This is a genomic window from Dickeya sp. Secpp 1600 (assembly GCF_003049805.1).
Taxonomy (GTDB): Bacteria; Pseudomonadota; Gammaproteobacteria; order Enterobacterales; family Enterobacteriaceae; genus Dickeya; species Dickeya fangzhongdai.
Genome location: NZ_CP023484.1, coordinates 385,765 through 403,491, shown reverse-complemented (window position 1 = coordinate 403,491; position 17,727 = coordinate 385,765). Strand labels below are relative to the sequence as shown.

Genomic DNA, 17,727 nt, shown 5'->3' with positions numbered 1-17,727 from the left:
TTACCCTACCCGCAGTTTCTGCGCCGGTGAAGAAGAGGCGTTGCCGGTACTGGCTGCAATATCCAGATCGCGGCTCTGCAACAGCAGAATCTGCGCGGCCACATCGCCCACTATCGCCTTGTAGCTGGCCGTCCAGCGCGCGAACACGTTATAGATCACCACCGCCGGAATCGCCGCGACCAGACCGATGGCCGTCGCCAGCAGCGCTTCGGCGATACCCGGCGCCACCACCGCCAGATTGGTGGTCTGCGACTGGGCGATGCCGATAAAGCTGTTCATGATGCCCCAGACGGTACCGAACAGACCGATAAACGGCGCGATAGCGCCCACCGTCGCCAGATAACCGGTGCCGCGCCCCATCTGACGCCCGGTAGCCGCCACCCGGCGTTCAAAACGAAACGCGGTGCGCTCTTTGATGCCGTTATTGTCGTCGGAACGTTCGGACAGCTCCTGCTCATTGCGGGCATCCGCCAGCAGTTGCAGCGAAACGCTGCCCGGCTTGAACACGCCGGCGATATCCGACGCGTCATCCAGCGAGCGGGCATCATCCAACGCCTGATACTCTCGACGGATGCGCTTTTTGGCGCTCATCAGGCTGGCGCTCTTGCCGAAGAAGATCGCCCAGGTAACCACGGATGCCAGCAACAGGCCGATCATCACCGTTTTTACCACCACGTCAGCGTGCTGATACATTCCCCAGACGGACAGATCCGTGCTCATCAGGCTGCTGACGGCTCCCGGCGGCGCGGACGGAGCAACCGTCGCCGCTGCCGTGCCGGTCGCGATCGGCGCCGACGTCGGCGCGGCCAATGCGCCGCCTGCCATGCCCAGCAACGCGAACGCCATCAGACGATGAGTAAAGCCCCCGAACACACGGCCGGACTTACGCCAGACTGATGATCCCCGTTGGTTAATATTCTTGTCAGCCGTATACACGCTGTGCCTCCACCAATCATTTTCATGCCACTTTAATCTGGCGAAAATGATACCAAACCCAGAATTAATTGATAGTCGTTCTCATTATTATTTACGCATTTTGCTGCACGCTTTACCTCTAACGCGCCGTTTCCCGGCACATTCGCTGCATCGCATCAACGACATATTCATCTTGATAAGAAAAGCCGCCCCCCTGTCATCCCAGCCGTGATAACGTACAGGAATAGACGCAAGGAATGTTTGAGCTACAGGTGATGCCGTATGACGAGTAAAAAAATCGCCACCGCGCTGGTGGCCGCCGGGCGCAGCAAAAGAGTGACCCAGGGGGCGGTAAACCCGGTGATTCAGCGCGCCTCTTCGCTGGTATTCGACAGCGTGCAGGACAAGAAACACGCTACCATCAACCGCGCCAAAGGCGCGCTGTTTTACGGTCGCCGCGGCACCCTGACCCACTTCGCTTTTCAGGACGCCATGACCGAACTGGAAGGCGGCGCGGGCTGTGCGCTTTACCCCTGCGGCGCCGCGGCCACCGCCAACGCCATCGTATCGTTTGTCTCGGCGGGCGATCACCTGTTGGTCACGGGCTCCGCCTATGAACCGACGCAGGATTTTTGTAACAAAGTGCTGAACAAAATGAACATCAGCACCACCTTTTTTGATCCGATGATCGGCAGCGACATCGCCAGCCTAATCCAACCCAATACCCGGGTCGTGTTTCTGGAATCTCCCGGTTCCATCACCATGGAAGTACAGGACGTTCCGGCGATTGTCGCCGCCGTGCGCCGCGTTAACCCGGATATCGTCATCATGATCGACAACACCTGGGCGGCCGGCGTGCTGTTCCGGCCGCTTGATCTTGGCGTAGATATTTCGATTCAGTCCGGCACCAAATACATCACTGGTCACTCCGATGTCATGATTGGCACCGCCGTCGCCAACGCGCGCTGCTGGGATCAACTGCGCGAGCAGTCCTACCTGATGGGGCAAATGGCAGACGCCGACAGCGCCTACATGGCCAGCCGCGGACTGCGGACGCTCGGCGTCAGGTTGCAGCAGCATCAGGAAAACGGCTTGCGCGTGGCGCGCTGGCTGGCGGAACGCCCGGAAGTGGCGACGGTCAACCACCCGGCGCTGCCCGGTTGCAAAGGGCATGAATTCTTCGTGCGGGATTTCAGCGGCGCCAACGGCCTGTTCTCATTCGTGCTGAAAGAGAAGCTAAGCCGCGAGCAACTGGCCCATTATCTCGACCATTTTAGCCACTTCCGCATGGCCTATTCCTGGGGCGGTTTCGAATCGCTGATTCTGGCGAATCAGCCGGAAGAACTGGCGGCGATTCGCCCGGCAGGCGGCGTCGACTTTACCGGTACGCTGGTACGGCTGCACATCGGCCTGGAAGATTGCGACGATTTGATCGCCGATTTGGAAACCGGCTTCAGGAGATTGCGGGAAATGTGACGCCACTATCCCTCCGGCCCCCTGATGCCGCTGTGGTAAGTGAGGCAAAGCGTATATGATGAACAGTAACAATGATGATAATACGTTTACCTTTTTTACCCTATCCTGATGCTCGTCTTTTCAGGCTTAGAGCCTATCCCAATAGGCGTCATTGGCGCAGCCAGTTTGGACACGGACAGCGCGCAGAACCCGGAGCGTACACGTAGTACGTGAGGAGTTCGAGCACTGCCCAGGTCCAAAATGGCAAGTAAAATAGCCCTATTGGGATAGGCTCTTAGTGCGGCGTATTTACGCGGCTTCAGGGGTTATAGCAAACCAGACAGGATGCGATATGAGTGTTGTTCATGAAATTATTCAGGCGCTGTGGCAACAAGACTTCAGCGCGCTGGCCGATCCACGTGTGGTATGGGTCATTTATGGCGTGCTTTTCACCACCCTGTTTCTGGAAAACGGTTTGCTGCCCGCCTCCTTTCTGCCCGGCGACAGCCTGTTGCTGCTGACCGGCGCCATGATCGCCAAAGGCGTGATGAGCTTTATTCCCACTATGGTGCTGTTGACCGTGGCCGCCAGCCTCGGTTGCTGGCTGAGTTACCTGCAAGGGCGCTGGCTGGGCGATACCCGGCTGGTGAAGAAATGGCTGCATCAGTTGCCGGCTCACTATCATCAACGCACCCACAACCTGTTCCACCAGCATGGGCTGGCAGCGCTGCTGATTGGTCGTTTTCTGGCGTTCGTGCGGACCTTGTTGCCGACCATTGCCGGGGTGTCCGGACTGAGCAGCACCCGCTTTCAGATTTTCAACTGGTTGAGCGGTTTTCTGTGGGTCACCGGTATCGTCACGCTGGGCTACGCTCTCAGCCAGATTCCGCTGGTCAAACGCTATGAAGATCAGGTCATGACCGCGCTGTGCATTCTGCCGCTGGTGTTGTTGTTCAGCGGGCTGGTGGGGATGCTGCTGGTGTTGTGGCGTAAAAAACGGGCGATGGCCTGAGAAATACAATTACCGGCGGAGCAAACATACCGGCGGAGCAAACACGCGCCGCCGGATAATCGATATGCGGTTCATGCGCGGTTCAACTGCTCTCCACCACCCCTGACCCCGAACGCAGTCTGGCGACTTCATCGCCTGGCGTAACGCCAAAGAAGCGCTTGAATTCCCGGCTGAACTGCGAAGAACTTTCGTACCCCACCTGCATGGAGGCCGCATTGGCTTTCAGCCCGTCATGCACCATCAACAAACGCGCCTTGTGCAGCCGGTAGGACTTCAGGTACTGCACGGGCGAGGTGTTGGTCACCGCCTTAAAGTTATGGTGAAACGCCGACACGCTCATGTTCACTTCCATTGCCAGCCGCTCCACGCTCAGGTTGTCTGCGTAATGGTTTTCGATATAGCGCAGCGCGCGGGCAATCTGGCTGAAATGGCTGTAGCGGTTCATCAGCGCCTGTAACGAATCGCCGCAGGGTCCGCACAGCACATGGTAGAGAATTTCACGCACAATCCACGGCCCCAGCACCCTGGCGTCGCGGGCATTCGCCATCGCCTCCAGCAATCGCTCCGTCGCACACAGGATGGCCTCGTTAAGCGGCACGCTGTTGATGCCGGCGCTATCGGCACGTCGTTTCTCGCCGCAGCCGTCATCCCCCATCTCGATCAACAGATCTTGCAGAATCGGGATATCCACCCGGATGGAAATGCCGACCAGCGGATTTTCCGGGCTGGCGAAACTTTCGCACTCGAACGGCAGCGGCACCGTCATCAGCAGGTAGTTGTCCGGGTCATACTGGAAGACCTTGTCTCCCAGATACCCCACCTTGTGACCCTGAAAAACGATCACGATGCGCGGGTCGTACAGCACCGGCGCCCGCGCGCCGTGGCGGTCGATGTAAATCACCTTGACCTGCGGAATCGGGGTCTGACTGACGCCATTGCCGGCGGTGTGCAGCATCGCCAGATTGACCAAACGCTGGCGTGGGCTAGGACTTTGCATATATTCATCTCTTACTGACAACGGAAATAAAGTGACATATATGGGCGATAGAATCACCCTTTTCTCCTAAGCTTTGCAGAAACAGGCAATACATAGCGAGAAATGAGCATTGCCGGAGCACCGGGAGAAGCCGAGAATAAAATCCACATTAATGTACGCCGTTCCACCAGCCATCACGTAATGGCTCGGCCGTGCATGACAAGGAATCCCCATGAATCAAACCATTGAGTTACTCACTCATCATCGCAGCGAGCGCAGCTATCTGGACAAACCGATTCCGGAAGAGGTGCTATCCACCATTATCGAGGCCGCGCGTCTGGCGCCGACGTCGGTGAATTCGCAGCAGGTTTCCATCGTAGTAACCCGTGACCCGGCCCGGCGCGCCCGCATCGCCGAACTGGCGGGAGGACAGCCCTGGATCGCCCAGGCTCCGGTCTTCCTGACACTGGTTCTGGACATGCACAAAACCGCGGCCGGCATTGCCATGAGCGGCAAAGAACAGCACGCCAACGAGAGCGTCGAGAGCATCGTTTCCGGCTCCACCGATGTCGGCATCGCGCTGGGTACTCTGATCACCGCCGCCCACGCCTTTGGCCTCGGTATTGTGCCAATCGGCGGCGTTCGCCGTAATCCACAGGGTATGATCGACCTGCTGGAACTGCCGCCGCTGACATTCCCGGTCGTTGGATTGGTGCTAGGCTATGTAGACCAACCGGCGTACCAGAAACCGCGCCTGCCGCTGGATACGTTCCGCCACGACGAGGTCTACCGCACCGAACCTCTGGCAGCAGCGATCGAACAATATAACAACACCCTGATTAACCACTGGAAGCAAACAGGACGCAGCGATGGCGAAGCCTGGGGCAGCAATACCGCCAGCTACTATCAATACGTCTATTACCCCCATGTCCTGCCTGCGCTGTTACAGCAAGGCTTCAAACTGGACCAGTAACCTTACAAGGGATTTATAACCATGCAGAATTTTACTCTCCATACCCCGACCAAAATCCTGTTCGGCGAAGGGCAAATCGCCAGTCTGGCCGATCAAATCCCGACGGACGCCCGTATCCTGATCACCTACGGCGGCGGCAGCATCAAGAAAAACGGCGTGTTCGACCAGGTGATCAACGCGCTGAAAGGCCATAACGTACTGGAGTTTTCCGGTATTGAACCGAACCCGACCTACGAAACGCTGATGAAGGCGGTTGAGATTGTCCGTAAGGAAAAAATCGACTTCCTGCTGGCCGTGGGCGGCGGTTCAGTGGCGGATGGCACCAAGTTCATCGCCGCGGCGGCACACTACACCGCAGCAGAAGATCCGTGGCACATCCTGCAAACCTGGGGCGCACAGGTCGAAACCGCCATTCCGCTGGGCGTGGTGCTGACCCTGCCGGCGACGGGCTCCGAATCCAACAGCGGCGCGGTCATCACCCGCAAGAGCAGCGGCGACAAACAGGCGTTCATGAATCCGCTGGTGTGCCCGCGCTTCGCCGTGCTTGACCCGGTAGTCACGTACACCTTGCCTGAACGTCAGATCGCCAACGGCGTGGTGGATGCCTTCGTCCATACCGTCGAACAGTACCTGACCTACCCGGCTAACGCCAAAGTACAGGACCGCTTCGCCGAAGGGCTGCTGCTGACGCTGGTCGAAGAAGGTCCGCGCGCGTTGCAAGAGCAACAGAACTACGACGTACGCGCCAACGTGATGTGGAGCGCCACCATGGCGCTCAACGGCCTGATCGGCGCCGGCGTGCCGCAAGACTGGTCGACCCACATGCTGGGCCATGAAATCACCGCCATGCATGGGCTGGACCACGCCCAGACGCTGGCTATCGTGCTGCCGGCGATGCTCAATGAGCGCCGCGTCCAGAAACGTGAAAAACTGCTGCAATACGCAGAACGCGTCTGGAACCTGCGCGACGGCACCGAAGACCAGCGCATTGATGCGGCTATCGCCGCCACCCGCGCCTTCTTCGAACAGATGGGCGTACCGACCCGCCTGTCCGACTACCAGTTGGACGGCAGCTCCATTCCGGCGATGGTGGCGAAGCTTGAAGAGCACGGCATGACCGCGCTGGGCGAGCACCACGACATCACGCTGGACATCAGCCGCCGCGTGTACGAAGCCGCCCGCTAACCGCGGCAGGCTGACTTTCGACTACACTTAGGGCATGCCGCCGGGCACCGCCTGATGTGAAAACCGGCATTCAGACGCCGCCGTTCGGGCGGCGTCTTTGTCTCATCGCCACATCACCGCCATAACGTCTGGCTCCCTCAAGCGTCGGGCGTAGAAAGCGCATAACAAGGAGAATGACATGACGATGCAACCTCTGGTTAAACTGGCTGACGGCAATATCATGCCCCAGCTAGGGCTTGGCGTCTGGCAGGCCAGCAACGAACAGGCTGCCGCTGCCGTTACCGAAGCCCTGAACATCGGTTATCGCGCCATCGATACCGCCGCCATTTACAAGAACGAAACGGGTGTTGGCAAAGCATTACAGGAGACCAATATCCCGCGCAGCGATATTTTCATCACCACCAAACTGTGGAACAGCGATCAGGCGCATCCGCGTCAGGCGCTGGAGGAAAGCCTGCGCAAACTGCAGCTGGAGTACGTCGACCTGTATCTGATCCACTGGCCGTTGCCGGAGCAGAACACCTACGTCGAAGCCTGGCGCGGATTGCTTAATCTCAAGGAACAGGGGCTGGCGAAAAGCGTCGGCGTCTGCAATTTCAACCCGCACCACCTGCAACGCCTGAAAGAAGAAACCGGCGTGATGCCGGTCATCAATCAGATAGAGCTGCACCCACTATTCCAGCAGCGCATGCTGCACACCTGGAACACCACCCACCACATTCAGACCGAATCCTGGAGCCCGCTGGCGCAGGGCGGAGAAGGCGTATTCGACCATCCGGTGATTCACGCGCTGGCGAAAAAATACGGCAAGACGCCGGCGCAAATCGTGATCCGCTGGCATCTGGACAGCGGCCTGGTGGTGATCCCCAAATCCGTTACCCCGGCGCGTATTCGGGAAAACTTCGAGGTGTTTGACTTCAGGCTGGAGAAAGAAGAGTTAAGCGAGGTGGCGACGCTCGACTGCGGCAAACGGCTGGGACCGGACCCGGATCAGCCGCGCACCGATGCGCCGCGTAAAAACTAGCATTGCCAAGACTAACATCGCGCCCGCGCCTGACGCGCGGGCGACGCTTATCAGGGCTGCGCGACTAAACGCCCATCAGGGCTGTACTACCAATTGAGCCGTGGAGCCGCGATCGGCCATTTCCAGCGTGTGGCTGTAATACAGGAACGGGAACTGCGGCGTGGAGAACTGGCCGAAATACACCAGCAGTTCCACGTCATTTTCCACCCACACCGTGTCTTTCCAGCCGCTGTCCTCCGGCGGCGTCAGGCCGCCGTTCACGCTGCGCACCAGAAACATCGCGCCCTGAACGTGGAACGGCTGCGGCTGATCGGCATGCACAATCCAGCGCTCATAGCGCCCGACCTGCGTTTGCACATCCACACGATTCATGTCCCACATGGCGCCGTTGATGCCCGGCAGGCTGTCGCCGAGGCGGAATTCTCGCGTCCGGCTGACCGCGCCGTCGATGATATTGTCGGCCAGCAGGCGCATCGGCAGGGTGTTGGTCACCAGCGGCAGCAGGCCGGTGGGCCGCAGGGTCAGAATCGCCGATGACACCAAAATAGTGGAGGGTTCGAACAATCCGCGCAGCCGCTGCATGATGCTGGCGGATTCGCCGGCGGTCAGCGTCGCCTCGTTGCCCTGGGACATATCAACCAGCACTTCGCGGCGCTCGCCGGGCGCCAGCGAAACCTGATTCAACGCCATCGGCGCAGGCAGAAAACCCTGATCGTTGGCGATCAGGTGCAACGGCCGGCCGTCGCTCATGCGCATCACGTAGCGACGGGCGTTGGAAGCGTTGAGCAGACGCAGACGCACCCAGCCGCGGGAGACTTCCACATACGGGCTCCGCGCGCCGTTCACCAGCAGCGTATCCCCCATAAAACCGCCGCTGCCGGGCGGGTTGTACAGCGGCGCGCCAAAGTTATCCAGCCGTTTGTCCTGAATAATCAGCGGGAAATCATCTACGCCGTAATGATTCGGGATAGGCAGCGACTTGCTGAGGTTGTCTTCCACCAGCCACAAGCCTGCCAGCCCGTTATAGACGTGCGGCGCCATGCGGTTGGGCGTATTGGCGTGATACCAGCAGGTAGCCGCCGCCTGACGAACCGGCAATACCGGCGACCAATCCATATTCGGCTGAATCATGCGACCGGCACCGCCCATCAGCGAACCCGGCACCTGCAGGCCGCTGACGGTCATCGACACCGGTTCATTAAGGCGGTTGCTGTAAATCAGCTTGACGTCATCATTGCTGAACACCCGCACCGTCGGGCCGAGATAGCGGCCGTTAAACCCCCATACCGGATTTTTTCGCTCGCCGGAGAAGGACCACTGCGCCTGTTGCATGGTCAGAAAGACCGGCTGCCCGCGGCGGGACTCCAGCAAAGGGGGAACGGGCAGCGGGTTTTGCCCGCCATCGGCTCTGGCCGTCAGCGGCATTGCACCCGCGCACAGCGCAATGCCCGAGGCCTGAAGAAACTGACGCCGACTCAATGACATAATGACTCCGAAAACCTATTCAATCCTTTACTCCATCCCGGGCCGATATTCCGCCCGTAAGGTCACGCCGCGCATCCTCGCGCTGACTTAGCGTTTTTCCGCCGCTTCGCGCTGCGCAACTTCGGCGTCCAGCTGTGCGATTTTCGCCGCCATCAGTTCATGGCAATAAGCGGCCAGTTCGCGGACCTGTTCTTTACCGTAAGCGCTGCAGTCGACCGGCGGCAGCACCTCGACGATCACATGGCCGTTGTTCCAGCGGTTCAGCTTCACTTTTTTATGAGTGGTGGACACGCAGATCGGCACCACCGGCACGCCGGCGGCAATCGCGGCATGAAACGCGCCGGTTTTGAACGGCAGCAGGCCGCGCCCACGGCTGCGGGTGCCTTCCGGAAACATCCACACCGAAATGTTGCGCTCTTTAATATGCTTCACTACCTGCGAGATAGTGCCGTGCGCTTTGGCGCGGTTATCCCGGTCAATCAACAGATTGCCGGTGAGCCAGTACAACGGGCCGAAAAACGGGATCCACACCAGACTCTTCTTGCCTACCGTCACGGTGCCCGGCATCACCACGTTTGCCGCCGTCACCATGTCATAGTTGTTCTGATGATTGGCGATATAGATACAATTACCGTCAAAGTGGGACGCCTGCGGATAACGGATTTCCACCTTCAGGCCAAACACCACCGACAAGCGCCCAAACAGGCGGCCAAACCGGGAAACATGGCGGGGATCTTTCGGGGTAAACAAGCAGTAAACCAACCCTGCCAGACAGAGCACTACAGAACAGACGATCACCACCAAAAACCGGAGAATGAATAACATAGCAACCTCATTAGCCAACAGCCGCCGCTAGTATAGCGGCTTCGCGATAAAACACACGGCGAACCTTGCCGCAGCAGATCGCATTGTCCACCCCAAAGCGGCTATCGGACGTACAGGGAAAGACGAAAAGGGAATCCCGACGGGAAATGCCACCCCGGCATCGGCGCCTATCGAAAAAACAGGGCGCCCCGTTTACGGCCCGCCGCACACAGCGACGGGCCGTAAGCCTCCACAGGAAGGACTATTCTTCGCTGCTGCCGGCGCTCGCGATGCCGGCAGGCGCGTCAACCTCGATGCGATCGACCCGCTGCAGACCGCGCGGCAGTTGCGTGCCTTTACAGCCCCGGCTGGCCTGATACTTCTGCAGTTCTTCCGGACGCAGCGAGTACTTGCGTTTGCCGGCATGCAGCGTGATGGTGGATTGCGGCGCGATCGCCATCAGCCACAGGATCCGATCGTCGCCGCTGGCCAGTTGCGCCGCCGGGATCGAGACGATCTTGTTGCCTTTGCCTTTGGACAGCTCCGGCAGGTCGGCCACCGGGAACAGCAGCATGCGGCCGGCCGCTGTCACGGTCAGCAGCAAATCATCGTCGCGTTGAAGCTCCAGCGGCGGCAACACGCGCGCATTATCCGGCAGGGTCAGCACCGCTTTCCCTACCCGGTTGCGGGCCACCAGATCGGCAAAGGTGCAGATAAAGCCGTAACCGGCGTCGGAAGCCAGCAGCAACCGCTGATTGTCCGCCGCCATCAGCACCTGCTCGATGCTGGCGCCCGGCGGCAGCGTCAGCTTACCGGTCAGCGGCTCGCCCTGACCGCGCGCCGACGGCAGCGTGAGCGGATCCAACGCATAGCTGCGCCCGGTGGAGTCCATGAACACCACCGGCTGGTTGCTCTTGCCGCGGGCGGCGGCACGGTAAGCGTCGCCGGCCTTATAACTCAGGCCGGACGGGTCGATATCGTGCCCCTTGGCGCTGCGCACCCAGCCCATTTCCGACAGCACGATGGTCACCGGTTCGGACGGCGACAGATCATGCTCGCTCATGGCTTTAGCTTCGCCGCGCTCATGCAACGGCGAACGGCGTTCATCGCCGTAGGCTTTGGCGTCTTCCTGGATCTCTTTCTTCAGCAGGGTGTTCATTTTGCGCTCGGACGCCAGCAGCGCCTGGATCTGATCGCGTTCTTTCGCCAAATCGTCCTGCTCGCCGCGGATCTTCATCTCTTCCAGCTTGGCCAGATGACGCAGTTTCAGTTCCAGAATGGCTTCGGCCTGGGTGTCGCTCAGGCCGAACTTCGCCATCAGCACCGGCTTCGGTTCGTCTTCGTTGCGGATGATATGAATGACTTCATCGATATTCAGGAATGCAATCAGCAAACCTTCCAGAATATGCAGGCGCTTGAGCACCTTATCCAGCCGGAAATTGAGGCGGCGGCGTACGGTGTCGCGGCGGAACGCCAGCCACTCAGTCAGGATTTCCCGCAGCCCTTTCACGCTGGGGCGGCCGTCCAGACCGATCATATTCATGTTGATACGGTAGCTTTTTTCCAGATCGGTGGTGGCGAACAGGTGGTTCATCACCAGATCCAGATCGATGCGGTTGGAACGCGGCACCAGCACCAGCCGGGTCGGGTTCTCATGATCGGACTCGTCACGCAGGTCGTCGATCATCGGCAGCTTCTTGGCGCGCATCTGGCTGGCGATCTGCTCCAGCACCCGCGCGCCCGAAACCTGATGCGGCAGCGCGGTGATCACGACGCTGCCGTCTTCTTTCTTCCACACCGCCCGCATGCGCACCGAACCACGGCCGCTTTCGTACATTTTGCGGATTTCGTCGCGCGGGGTGATGATTTCCGCCTCGGTGGGGAAATCCGGCCCCTGCACGTGGCGCAGCAACGCGTCCAGCGAGGTATCCGGTTCGTCGATCAGCGCCACCGCCGCCGCCGCCACTTCACGCACATTATGCGGCGGAATATCGGTGGCCATGCCGACCGCGATGCCGGTGGTGCCGTTGAGCAGGATGTTGGGCAGGCGGGCAGGCAGCATCTTCGGCTCCTGCAGCGTGCCGTCAAAGTTCGGTACGTAATCCACCGTCCCTTGCCCCAGTTCGCCAAGCAGCACTTCGGCATACTTCGACAAACGGGATTCGGTATAACGCATGGCGGCGAACGATTTGGGATCATCCGGCGCCCCCCAGTTGCCCTGACCGTCCACCAGCGGGTAGCGGTAGGAGAAGGGTTGCGCCATCAGCACCATCGCCTCGTAACAGGCGCTGTCGCCGTGCGGGTGGTATTTACCCAGCACGTCGCCCACCGTACGGGCGGATTTCTTGAATTTGGCGCTGGCGCTCAACCCCAGTTCAGACATCGCGTATACGATACGGCGCTGAACCGGCTTGAGGCCGTCGCCAATAAAAGGTAACGCCCGGTCCATGATGACGTACATGGAGTAGTTGAGATAGGCGTTCTCGGTAAACGTGTGCAGCGCAAGACGCTCTGCGCCGTCATGAGTCATGTCACTCATTGATAATCCTTAAACCGTGGCGTTTTGCCATGTTCAAAAAAACTCGCTTATTTTACGCGATGAGCCACGTGGTGGCAGAAGCTGCCCGGATAGTACCGCAAGTTGTGTCTCTCTTCACTGCATCCCGTTGCCGCGACGCCTTGCCCCGGTTCAAAACCGACGATTATTGACGATTCGGCAACAGTGTTGTGCGCCACGGCACATTTTTCTTCGTTAATTCGGCGGCTAGACTGGCCTACAGCACATGCCCATTTATGCCACCCGAGGTCATCAGCCATGCATAACGTACTCATCATCAACGCCGGGAAATCCTTCGGTCATTCCAAAGGCGAACTCAACCGCACCCTGACGGATGTCGCCGCCTCTTTCCTGCGCGACAAAGGCCGCCACGTCCGCATCACCACCGTCGATGACGGTTATGACATTGAGCAGGAAGTACAGAATTTCCTGTGGGCCGACGCCGTCATTTACCAGATGCCGGGCTGGTGGATGGGCGCGCCCTGGATCCTGAAAAAATACATCGACGACGTGTTCACCGCCGGGCATGGCGCTCTGTACGCCAGCGACGGCCGCACCCGCGCGGATGCCAGCAAGAAATACGGTTCCGGCGGACTGCTACAGGGCAAACACTACCTGCTGTCGCTGACCTGGAACGCGCCGCTGGAAGCCTTTACCGACCCCGATCAGTTCTTCCACGGCGTCGGCGTGGATGGCGTGTACCTGCCGTTCCACAAGGCCAATCAGTTCATCGGCCTGTCGGCGCTGCCTACGTTCATCTGCAACGACGTCATCAAGCAGCCGGATGTGGAGCGGGACATCGCCCGCTACCGCGCGCACCTTGATCAGGTTTTCGCCTGATTCCGGCCACATTGCTTTAATTTACCCTCGCCGATTTACCCTCGGCGCAGCATCCGCTTTACGACTAGAGTGGGTGCTGCGCCACTTTCTCGCTGAGAAAATCCAGAAAACTGACAATCCGGCTGGCCAGTTCCGTATTGCGGTAGTACACCGCATTCACCGGCAAGCGTCTGTCTAACGTTTCTTCCGCTAGCACCTGCACCAGTCGACCGGCCGCCACATCGCTCTGGGTCATGAAATCCGACAGCCTGACAATGCCTTCTCCCTGCAGCGCCAGTTGACGCAACATTTCACCGTTGGACGCCGCAATTGTCGGCACGATCGGATAGTAATCGCCAAAAGCGCTGCGTAACGGCCAGAGATTGAGCGATTCGGACTGGGTAAACCCCAACAAGGTGTGGCCGCTCAATGCTTCCACGCTGAGCGGCGTACCGTGACGGCTCAGATAAGCGGGACTTGCCAGAATCCGCAGCCGGGTGGCGCCCAGCAGCCGGGCATGGATGCTGGAATCACGTAGCTCGCCGATTCGAATCGCGACATCGGTATGCTGTGCAAGCAAATCGATAATCACGTCATCGGTATTCAGTTCCAGTGAAATACAGGGATAACGACGGCGAAACTCCGGGATCAGCGGCACGATCAAATGCTGCATGAATGAGGCGGCGGCGTTGATGCGCAACCGCCCGCTGGGCTTCCTGCGACGCAGCGCAATTTGCTCTTCCGCCAGTTCCACCGTCTGCAACACCTCCCGCGCATGTTGCAGGAATATCTGCCCTTCTTCCGACAACGCCAGACGGCGGGTGGTGCGGTGCAGCAGCGTCATGCCGAGCTTACTTTCCAGGCGGCCCAGCGCCCGGCTGATCCCGGACGTGGTCTGCCCCAGTTGCGCGGCCGCGGCGGTGACGGACCCGCTGTCCACCACCACTACGAATGCCTGCATCTCTTCCAGCGTAACTTTCATCGTACCCAGGCGTCAGACGTCAAGTTCAGCCTTGTCGCCCTTCTCCTGCAGCCAGTTACGGCGGTCTTCGGCGCGCTTTTTCGCCAGCAGCATGTCCATGGTCGCCAGCGTCTGTTCAATGTCTTGCTCATTAATAGTGAGCTGCACCAGACGGCGGGTATTAGGGTCCAGCGTGGTTTCGCGCAGCTGCATCGGGTTCATTTCCCCCAGCCCTTTAAAGCGCTGGACATTGGGCTTGCCTTTCTTGCGTTTGAGCTGTTCCAGAATGCCGGCTTTCTCTTCTTCATCCAGCGCGTAATAAACCTCTTTGCCGAGGTCGATACGGTACAGCGGCGGCATCGCGACATAGACATGGCCGCCTTGCACCAGCGCACGGAAATGGCGCACGAACAACGCGCACAGCAGCGTGGCGATGTGCAGCCCGTCCGAATCCGCATCCGCCAGAATACAGACCTTGCCGTAACGCAGTTGGCTCAGATCGTCGCTGTCCGGATCGATGCCGATCGCCACCGAAATATCATGCACTTCCTGCGACGCCAGCACTTCGTCGGACGACACTTCCCAGGTGTTGAGGATCTTGCCCTTGAGCGGCATGATCGCCTGGTACTCGCGGTCGCGCGCCTGCTTGGCGGAGCCGCCCGCCGAGTCCCCTTCCACCAGGAACAGTTCGGTCTTGTTCAGATCCTGCGAGGTGCAGTCCGCCAGTTTGCCGGGCAGCGCCGGTCCGCTGGTCAGTTTCTTTCGCACCACTTTCTTGGCGGCGCGCATACGACGCTGGGCGCTGGATATCGCCATCTCCGCCAGTTGCTCCGCCGCCTGCACGTTCTGGTTCAGCCACAGACTGAACGCGTCTTTCACCACGCCGGAGACAAACGCCGCCGACTGGCGCGACGACAGTCGCTCTTTGGTCTGGCCGGCGAACTGCGGATCCTGCATCTTCAGCGACAGCACATAGGCGCAGCGCTCCCAGATGTCTTCGGCGCTGAGCTTGACGCCGCGCGGCAGTATATTGCGGAATTCGCAGAACTCGCGCATTGCGTCCAGCAGCCCTTGCCGCAGCCCGTTGACGTGGGTGCCGCCCTGTAAAGTCGGAATCAGGTTGACGTAGCTTTCTGTCAGCAGCTCGCCGCCTTCCGGCAGCCACAGCAGCGCCCATTCCACCGCTTCGGTGTCGCCGGGAATGGTGCCGATAAACGGTTTTTCCGGCAGCGTCGGCAGGCCGTTGACCGCTTCGCACAGGTAATCGCTAAGACCGCCCTGATAGCACCAGCGCTGTTCGGTGTCGTTTACGCCGTCTTTGAAGACGATTTCCACCCCCGGACACAGCACCGCTTTAGCTTTCAGCAGATGCGTCAGGGACAACACGGAAAAGCGCGGGCTGTCGAAGAATGACGCATCCGGCCAGAAATGCACCCGGGTGCCGGTGTTGCGGCGCCCGCAGGTGCCGGTCACCGTCAGATCCTGTACTTTGTCGCCGTTTTCAAAAGCGATGTCGTAGACCTGACCGTCGCGGCGCACCGTGACCTCCACCCGGGTGGAGAGCGCGTTGACCACGGAAATCCCCACCCCGTGCAGGCCACCGGAAAACTGGTAGTTTTTGTTGGAGAACTTGCCCCCGGCGTGCAGCCGGCACAGGATCAGCTCGACGGCGGGGACGCCCTCTTCCGGGTGGATATCCACCGGCATCCCGCGCCCGTCGTCAATCACTTCCAGCGACTGATCGGGGTGCAGAATCACATCGATGCGACGGGCGTGACCAGCCAGCGCCTCATCGACGCTGTTATCAATAACCTCTTGTCCCAAATGATTGGGACGGGTGGTATCGGTGTACATCCCCGGACGGCGGCGCACCGGCTCCAGCCCGCTGAGGACTTCAATCGCATCAGCGTTATAACTTGATTGCGTCATGGTTAGAATGAATGTTGTCGTTGTTTGAAAGTCAGACGGTATCCCGCGATTATACGTGGCGCAGGCACAACGCCAAGCGTCGATTATCAGGGTGAAAACGCCGTAAAAGCGCGTTAACCAGCCTGACAGACGGGATACGAGTGATGATGGGCGCCGACCGCTCACCGCGGCCGCGCCGGGATGAGTCAGTCCGCCGTCAATCCGAGGAAATCGATAATCGGCGCAAAGTAATGTTCAAAACCCACAAACGCGTGATTACCGCCGGACTCCACCGTCTGACGGCAAGCGGTGTAATAGGCCACCGCCTGACGATAGTCCAGCACCTCATCCCCGGTTTGCAGCAGACACCACAGCAAATCCGGAGATTCCAGCGGCTCGACCTGCATCACCTTGAGATCGTAAATGTGCCGTGACTCTAACACATATTGCTCGCCGGTGTAGGGGTTCTGCTGATCCCCCAGGAAATCAAGCAGCAGTTCATAAGGCCGCACCGCGGGGTTGACCACCACCGCCGGCAGGCGAAAACGCTGCGACAGCCAGGTGGCGTAATAACCGCCCATCGACGACCCGACCAGACCGAGCGGCCGCCCGGCGCGCTCCATAACCAGTTGCTCCACCCGTTCCGCCGCGTCCGCCGGGTAGGCCGGCAACTGCGGCACCAGCATCTCAATGTGGGGGTGATGCTGCGCCAGCCACTGCTGCAACGCCGTGGCTTTCGCCGACAGAGGCGAGCTGTTGAAACCGTGAAGATAAAGCAGGGTGGGCATCAGTAACCGTCCGAATCCATATCTGGCAGAAATTCATTCCCTTCAAGGCGACACACCCGGGTTTCAACCCCGCCATCCGGCAACAATTCCAGATAGCGCCAGCCGGGCGCGACATTATCAATGGTGAAGCTGGTGCAGTGCGGCTTGAATTGCACGCAGGTCGATGGCGTCGCCAGCAGGCGGCGACCGTTCCAGTCCAGATCCATTTCCTGATGAATATGGCCGCACAATACGGTGCGCACGCGCGGGAAACGGACCAGCAGCGCGTTCAGGCTGTGGGCATTGCGCAGGCTGTGCTGATCCAACCAGGTACAGCCCGACGGCAGCGGATGATGGTGCAGCATCAACAGCGTATGGCGTTCCGGCTGGCTTTGCAGGCTGCGCTCCAGCCACTCCAGTTGGTACTCGCTCAACTCGCCGTGCGGCACGCCGAACACCTGACTGTCCAGCAGAATCACCTGCCAGTGTTCGCCCAGCAACACGTGTTTGGAAGGCGCGATTCCCGATCGGGCCAGCACATCCACCATCGCGGGCTGAAAGTCGTGGTTGCCGGGCAACCAGACGCAAGGCGCCTTGAAGCGGCGGATACCATCGGCGAAACGCGTGTAGGCTTCCTGCGTATGATCCTGCGCCAAATCCCCTGTGGCGGTAATCAGATCGAAATCGCATTGCTGGGCGGCGATGGCGTCCAGCACCGCCTGATAGCTGCGGTAAGTATCAACGCCGAGCAGCGTTCCCCGCTCGCCGGCAAAAAGGTGGGTATCTGTTATTTGTAAAATCCTGATTCTGGCCCCACGCGCCACAGGAAGTGTCAACAGGCTTTCCAAATAGTGTCCTTGGGTCTTTGCAATCTGCCTAACAAATC

Annotated in this window: 15 protein-coding genes; 6 read left to right on the top strand and 9 right to left on the bottom strand. The window is 59.6% G+C overall.

Annotated features, from left to right (window positions below; genetic code table 11):
* The gene (gene exbB / locus CPA59_RS01855; RefSeq protein ID WP_072093960.1) at positions 1-936 is read right to left on the bottom strand and encodes a tol-pal system-associated acyl-CoA thioesterase; all 936 of its coding nucleotides are present in this window, start codon (positions 934-936) and stop codon (positions 1-3) included.
* Between the two features lie 261 nt (positions 937-1,197).
* Between exbB and metC the strand changes: the two genes are divergently transcribed.
* A complete protein-coding gene (gene metC / locus CPA59_RS01850) occupies positions 1,198-2,391 on the top strand; it encodes a cystathionine beta-lyase (protein ID WP_107758577.1) in 1,194 nt (397 codons plus the stop codon).
* Between the two features lie 331 nt (positions 2,392-2,722).
* Positions 2,723-3,382 (top strand): DedA family protein, encoded by a 660-nt coding sequence (locus CPA59_RS01840; protein WP_038917599.1) that lies wholly within the window; start codon positions 2,723-2,725, stop codon positions 3,380-3,382.
* Between the two features lie 82 nt (positions 3,383-3,464).
* Here the strand turns inward: CPA59_RS01840 and CPA59_RS01835 are convergent, their stop codons facing one another.
* Positions 3,465-4,379, bottom strand: coding sequence for an AraC family transcriptional regulator (locus CPA59_RS01835; RefSeq protein WP_038917598.1), 915 nt, complete (start codon positions 4,377-4,379; stop codon positions 3,465-3,467).
* Between the two features lie 211 nt (positions 4,380-4,590).
* Between CPA59_RS01835 and CPA59_RS01830 the strand changes: the two genes are divergently transcribed.
* From CPA59_RS01830 to dkgA, 3 genes are all read left to right on the top strand, one after another.
* On the top strand, positions 4,591-5,331 hold the full coding sequence (locus CPA59_RS01830; RefSeq protein ID WP_038917597.1) for an NADPH-dependent oxidoreductase: 741 nt from the start codon (positions 4,591-4,593) through the stop codon (positions 5,329-5,331).
* Positions 5,332-5,352: 21 nt separating this feature from the next.
* Entirely contained in the window at positions 5,353-6,516 is a 1,164-nt protein-coding gene (gene yqhD, locus CPA59_RS01825; RefSeq protein ID WP_049855169.1) for an alcohol dehydrogenase, read from the top strand.
* Between the two features lie 178 nt (positions 6,517-6,694).
* Entirely contained in the window at positions 6,695-7,540 is an 846-nt protein-coding gene (dkgA, locus tag CPA59_RS01820; protein WP_107758575.1) for a 2,5-didehydrogluconate reductase DkgA, read from the top strand.
* 75 nt (positions 7,541-7,615) lie between these two features.
* On the opposite strand, the gene ftsP is transcribed toward dkgA, so the two are convergent.
* The 3 genes from ftsP to parC form a co-directional block, all read right to left on the bottom strand.
* Positions 7,616-9,025 carry a cell division protein FtsP gene (ftsP, locus tag CPA59_RS01815; protein WP_049855170.1) on the bottom strand — a complete coding sequence of 470 codons (1,410 nt, stop codon included), beginning with the start codon at positions 9,023-9,025 and terminating at the stop codon, positions 7,616-7,618.
* An 87-nt stretch (positions 9,026-9,112) separates the two neighbouring features.
* Positions 9,113-9,850 carry a 1-acylglycerol-3-phosphate O-acyltransferase gene (locus CPA59_RS01810; RefSeq protein WP_107758574.1) on the bottom strand — a complete coding sequence of 246 codons (738 nt, stop codon included), beginning with the start codon at positions 9,848-9,850 and terminating at the stop codon, positions 9,113-9,115.
* A 241-nt stretch (positions 9,851-10,091) separates the two neighbouring features.
* A complete protein-coding gene (parC, locus tag CPA59_RS01805; RefSeq protein ID WP_107758573.1) occupies positions 10,092-12,368 on the bottom strand; it encodes a DNA topoisomerase IV subunit A in 2,277 nt (758 codons plus the stop codon).
* A gap of 276 nt (positions 12,369-12,644) precedes the next feature.
* Between parC and CPA59_RS01800 the strand changes: the two genes are divergently transcribed.
* The gene (locus CPA59_RS01800; RefSeq protein WP_107758572.1) at positions 12,645-13,226 is read left to right on the top strand and encodes an NAD(P)H-dependent oxidoreductase; all 582 of its coding nucleotides are present in this window, start codon (positions 12,645-12,647) and stop codon (positions 13,224-13,226) included.
* Positions 13,227-13,290: 64 nt separating this feature from the next.
* On the opposite strand, the gene CPA59_RS01795 is transcribed toward CPA59_RS01800, so the two are convergent.
* The 4 genes from CPA59_RS01795 to cpdA form a co-directional block, all read right to left on the bottom strand.
* Positions 13,291-14,187, bottom strand: a complete 897-nt coding sequence (locus tag CPA59_RS01795) for a LysR substrate-binding domain-containing protein (protein ID WP_038917589.1) — start codon at positions 14,185-14,187, stop codon at positions 13,291-13,293.
* A 12-nt stretch (positions 14,188-14,199) separates the two neighbouring features.
* Positions 14,200-16,095, bottom strand: a complete 1,896-nt coding sequence (parE, locus tag CPA59_RS01790; protein ID WP_038917588.1) for a DNA topoisomerase IV subunit B — start codon at positions 16,093-16,095, stop codon at positions 14,200-14,202.
* A gap of 185 nt (positions 16,096-16,280) precedes the next feature.
* Entirely contained in the window at positions 16,281-16,862 is a 582-nt protein-coding gene (gene yqiA, locus CPA59_RS01785) for an esterase YqiA (protein WP_107758571.1), read from the bottom strand.
* A complete protein-coding gene (gene cpdA / locus CPA59_RS01780) occupies positions 16,862-17,689 on the bottom strand; it encodes a 3',5'-cyclic-AMP phosphodiesterase (protein WP_100848734.1) in 828 nt (275 codons plus the stop codon). The genes yqiA and cpdA overlap by 1 nt, the downstream gene beginning before the upstream one ends.
* Positions 17,690-17,727: the final 38 nt, after the last annotated feature.

What these genes read in the sequence shown, in the direction of transcription:
- metC (WP_107758577.1), top strand. Translation starts at nt 1,198, where the DNA reads ATGACGAGTAAAAAAATCGCCACCGCGCTGGTGGCCGCCGGGCGCAGC.
- CPA59_RS01840 (WP_038917599.1), top strand. Translation starts at nt 2,723, where the DNA reads ATGAGTGTTGTTCATGAAATTATTCAGGCGCTGTGGCAACAAGACTTC.
- CPA59_RS01835 (WP_038917598.1), bottom strand. Translation starts at nt 4,379, where the DNA reads ATGCAAAGTCCTAGCCCACGCCAGCGTTTGGTCAATCTGGCGATGCTG.
- CPA59_RS01830 (WP_038917597.1), top strand. Translation starts at nt 4,591, where the DNA reads ATGAATCAAACCATTGAGTTACTCACTCATCATCGCAGCGAGCGCAGC.
- yqhD (WP_049855169.1), top strand. Translation starts at nt 5,353, where the DNA reads ATGCAGAATTTTACTCTCCATACCCCGACCAAAATCCTGTTCGGCGAA.
- dkgA (WP_107758575.1), top strand. Translation starts at nt 6,695, where the DNA reads ATGACGATGCAACCTCTGGTTAAACTGGCTGACGGCAATATCATGCCC.
- ftsP (WP_049855170.1), bottom strand. Translation starts at nt 9,025, where the DNA reads ATGTCATTGAGTCGGCGTCAGTTTCTTCAGGCCTCGGGCATTGCGCTG.
- CPA59_RS01810 (WP_107758574.1), bottom strand. Translation starts at nt 9,850, where the DNA reads ATGTTATTCATTCTCCGGTTTTTGGTGGTGATCGTCTGTTCTGTAGTG.
- parC (WP_107758573.1), bottom strand. Translation starts at nt 12,368, where the DNA reads ATGAGTGACATGACTCATGACGGCGCAGAGCGTCTTGCGCTGCACACG.
- CPA59_RS01800 (WP_107758572.1), top strand. Translation starts at nt 12,645, where the DNA reads ATGCATAACGTACTCATCATCAACGCCGGGAAATCCTTCGGTCATTCC.
- CPA59_RS01795 (WP_038917589.1), bottom strand. Translation starts at nt 14,187, where the DNA reads ATGAAAGTTACGCTGGAAGAGATGCAGGCATTCGTAGTGGTGGTGGAC.
- parE (WP_038917588.1), bottom strand. Translation starts at nt 16,095, where the DNA reads ATGACGCAATCAAGTTATAACGCTGATGCGATTGAAGTCCTCAGCGGG.
- yqiA (WP_107758571.1), bottom strand. Translation starts at nt 16,862, where the DNA reads ATGCCCACCCTGCTTTATCTTCACGGTTTCAACAGCTCGCCTCTGTCG.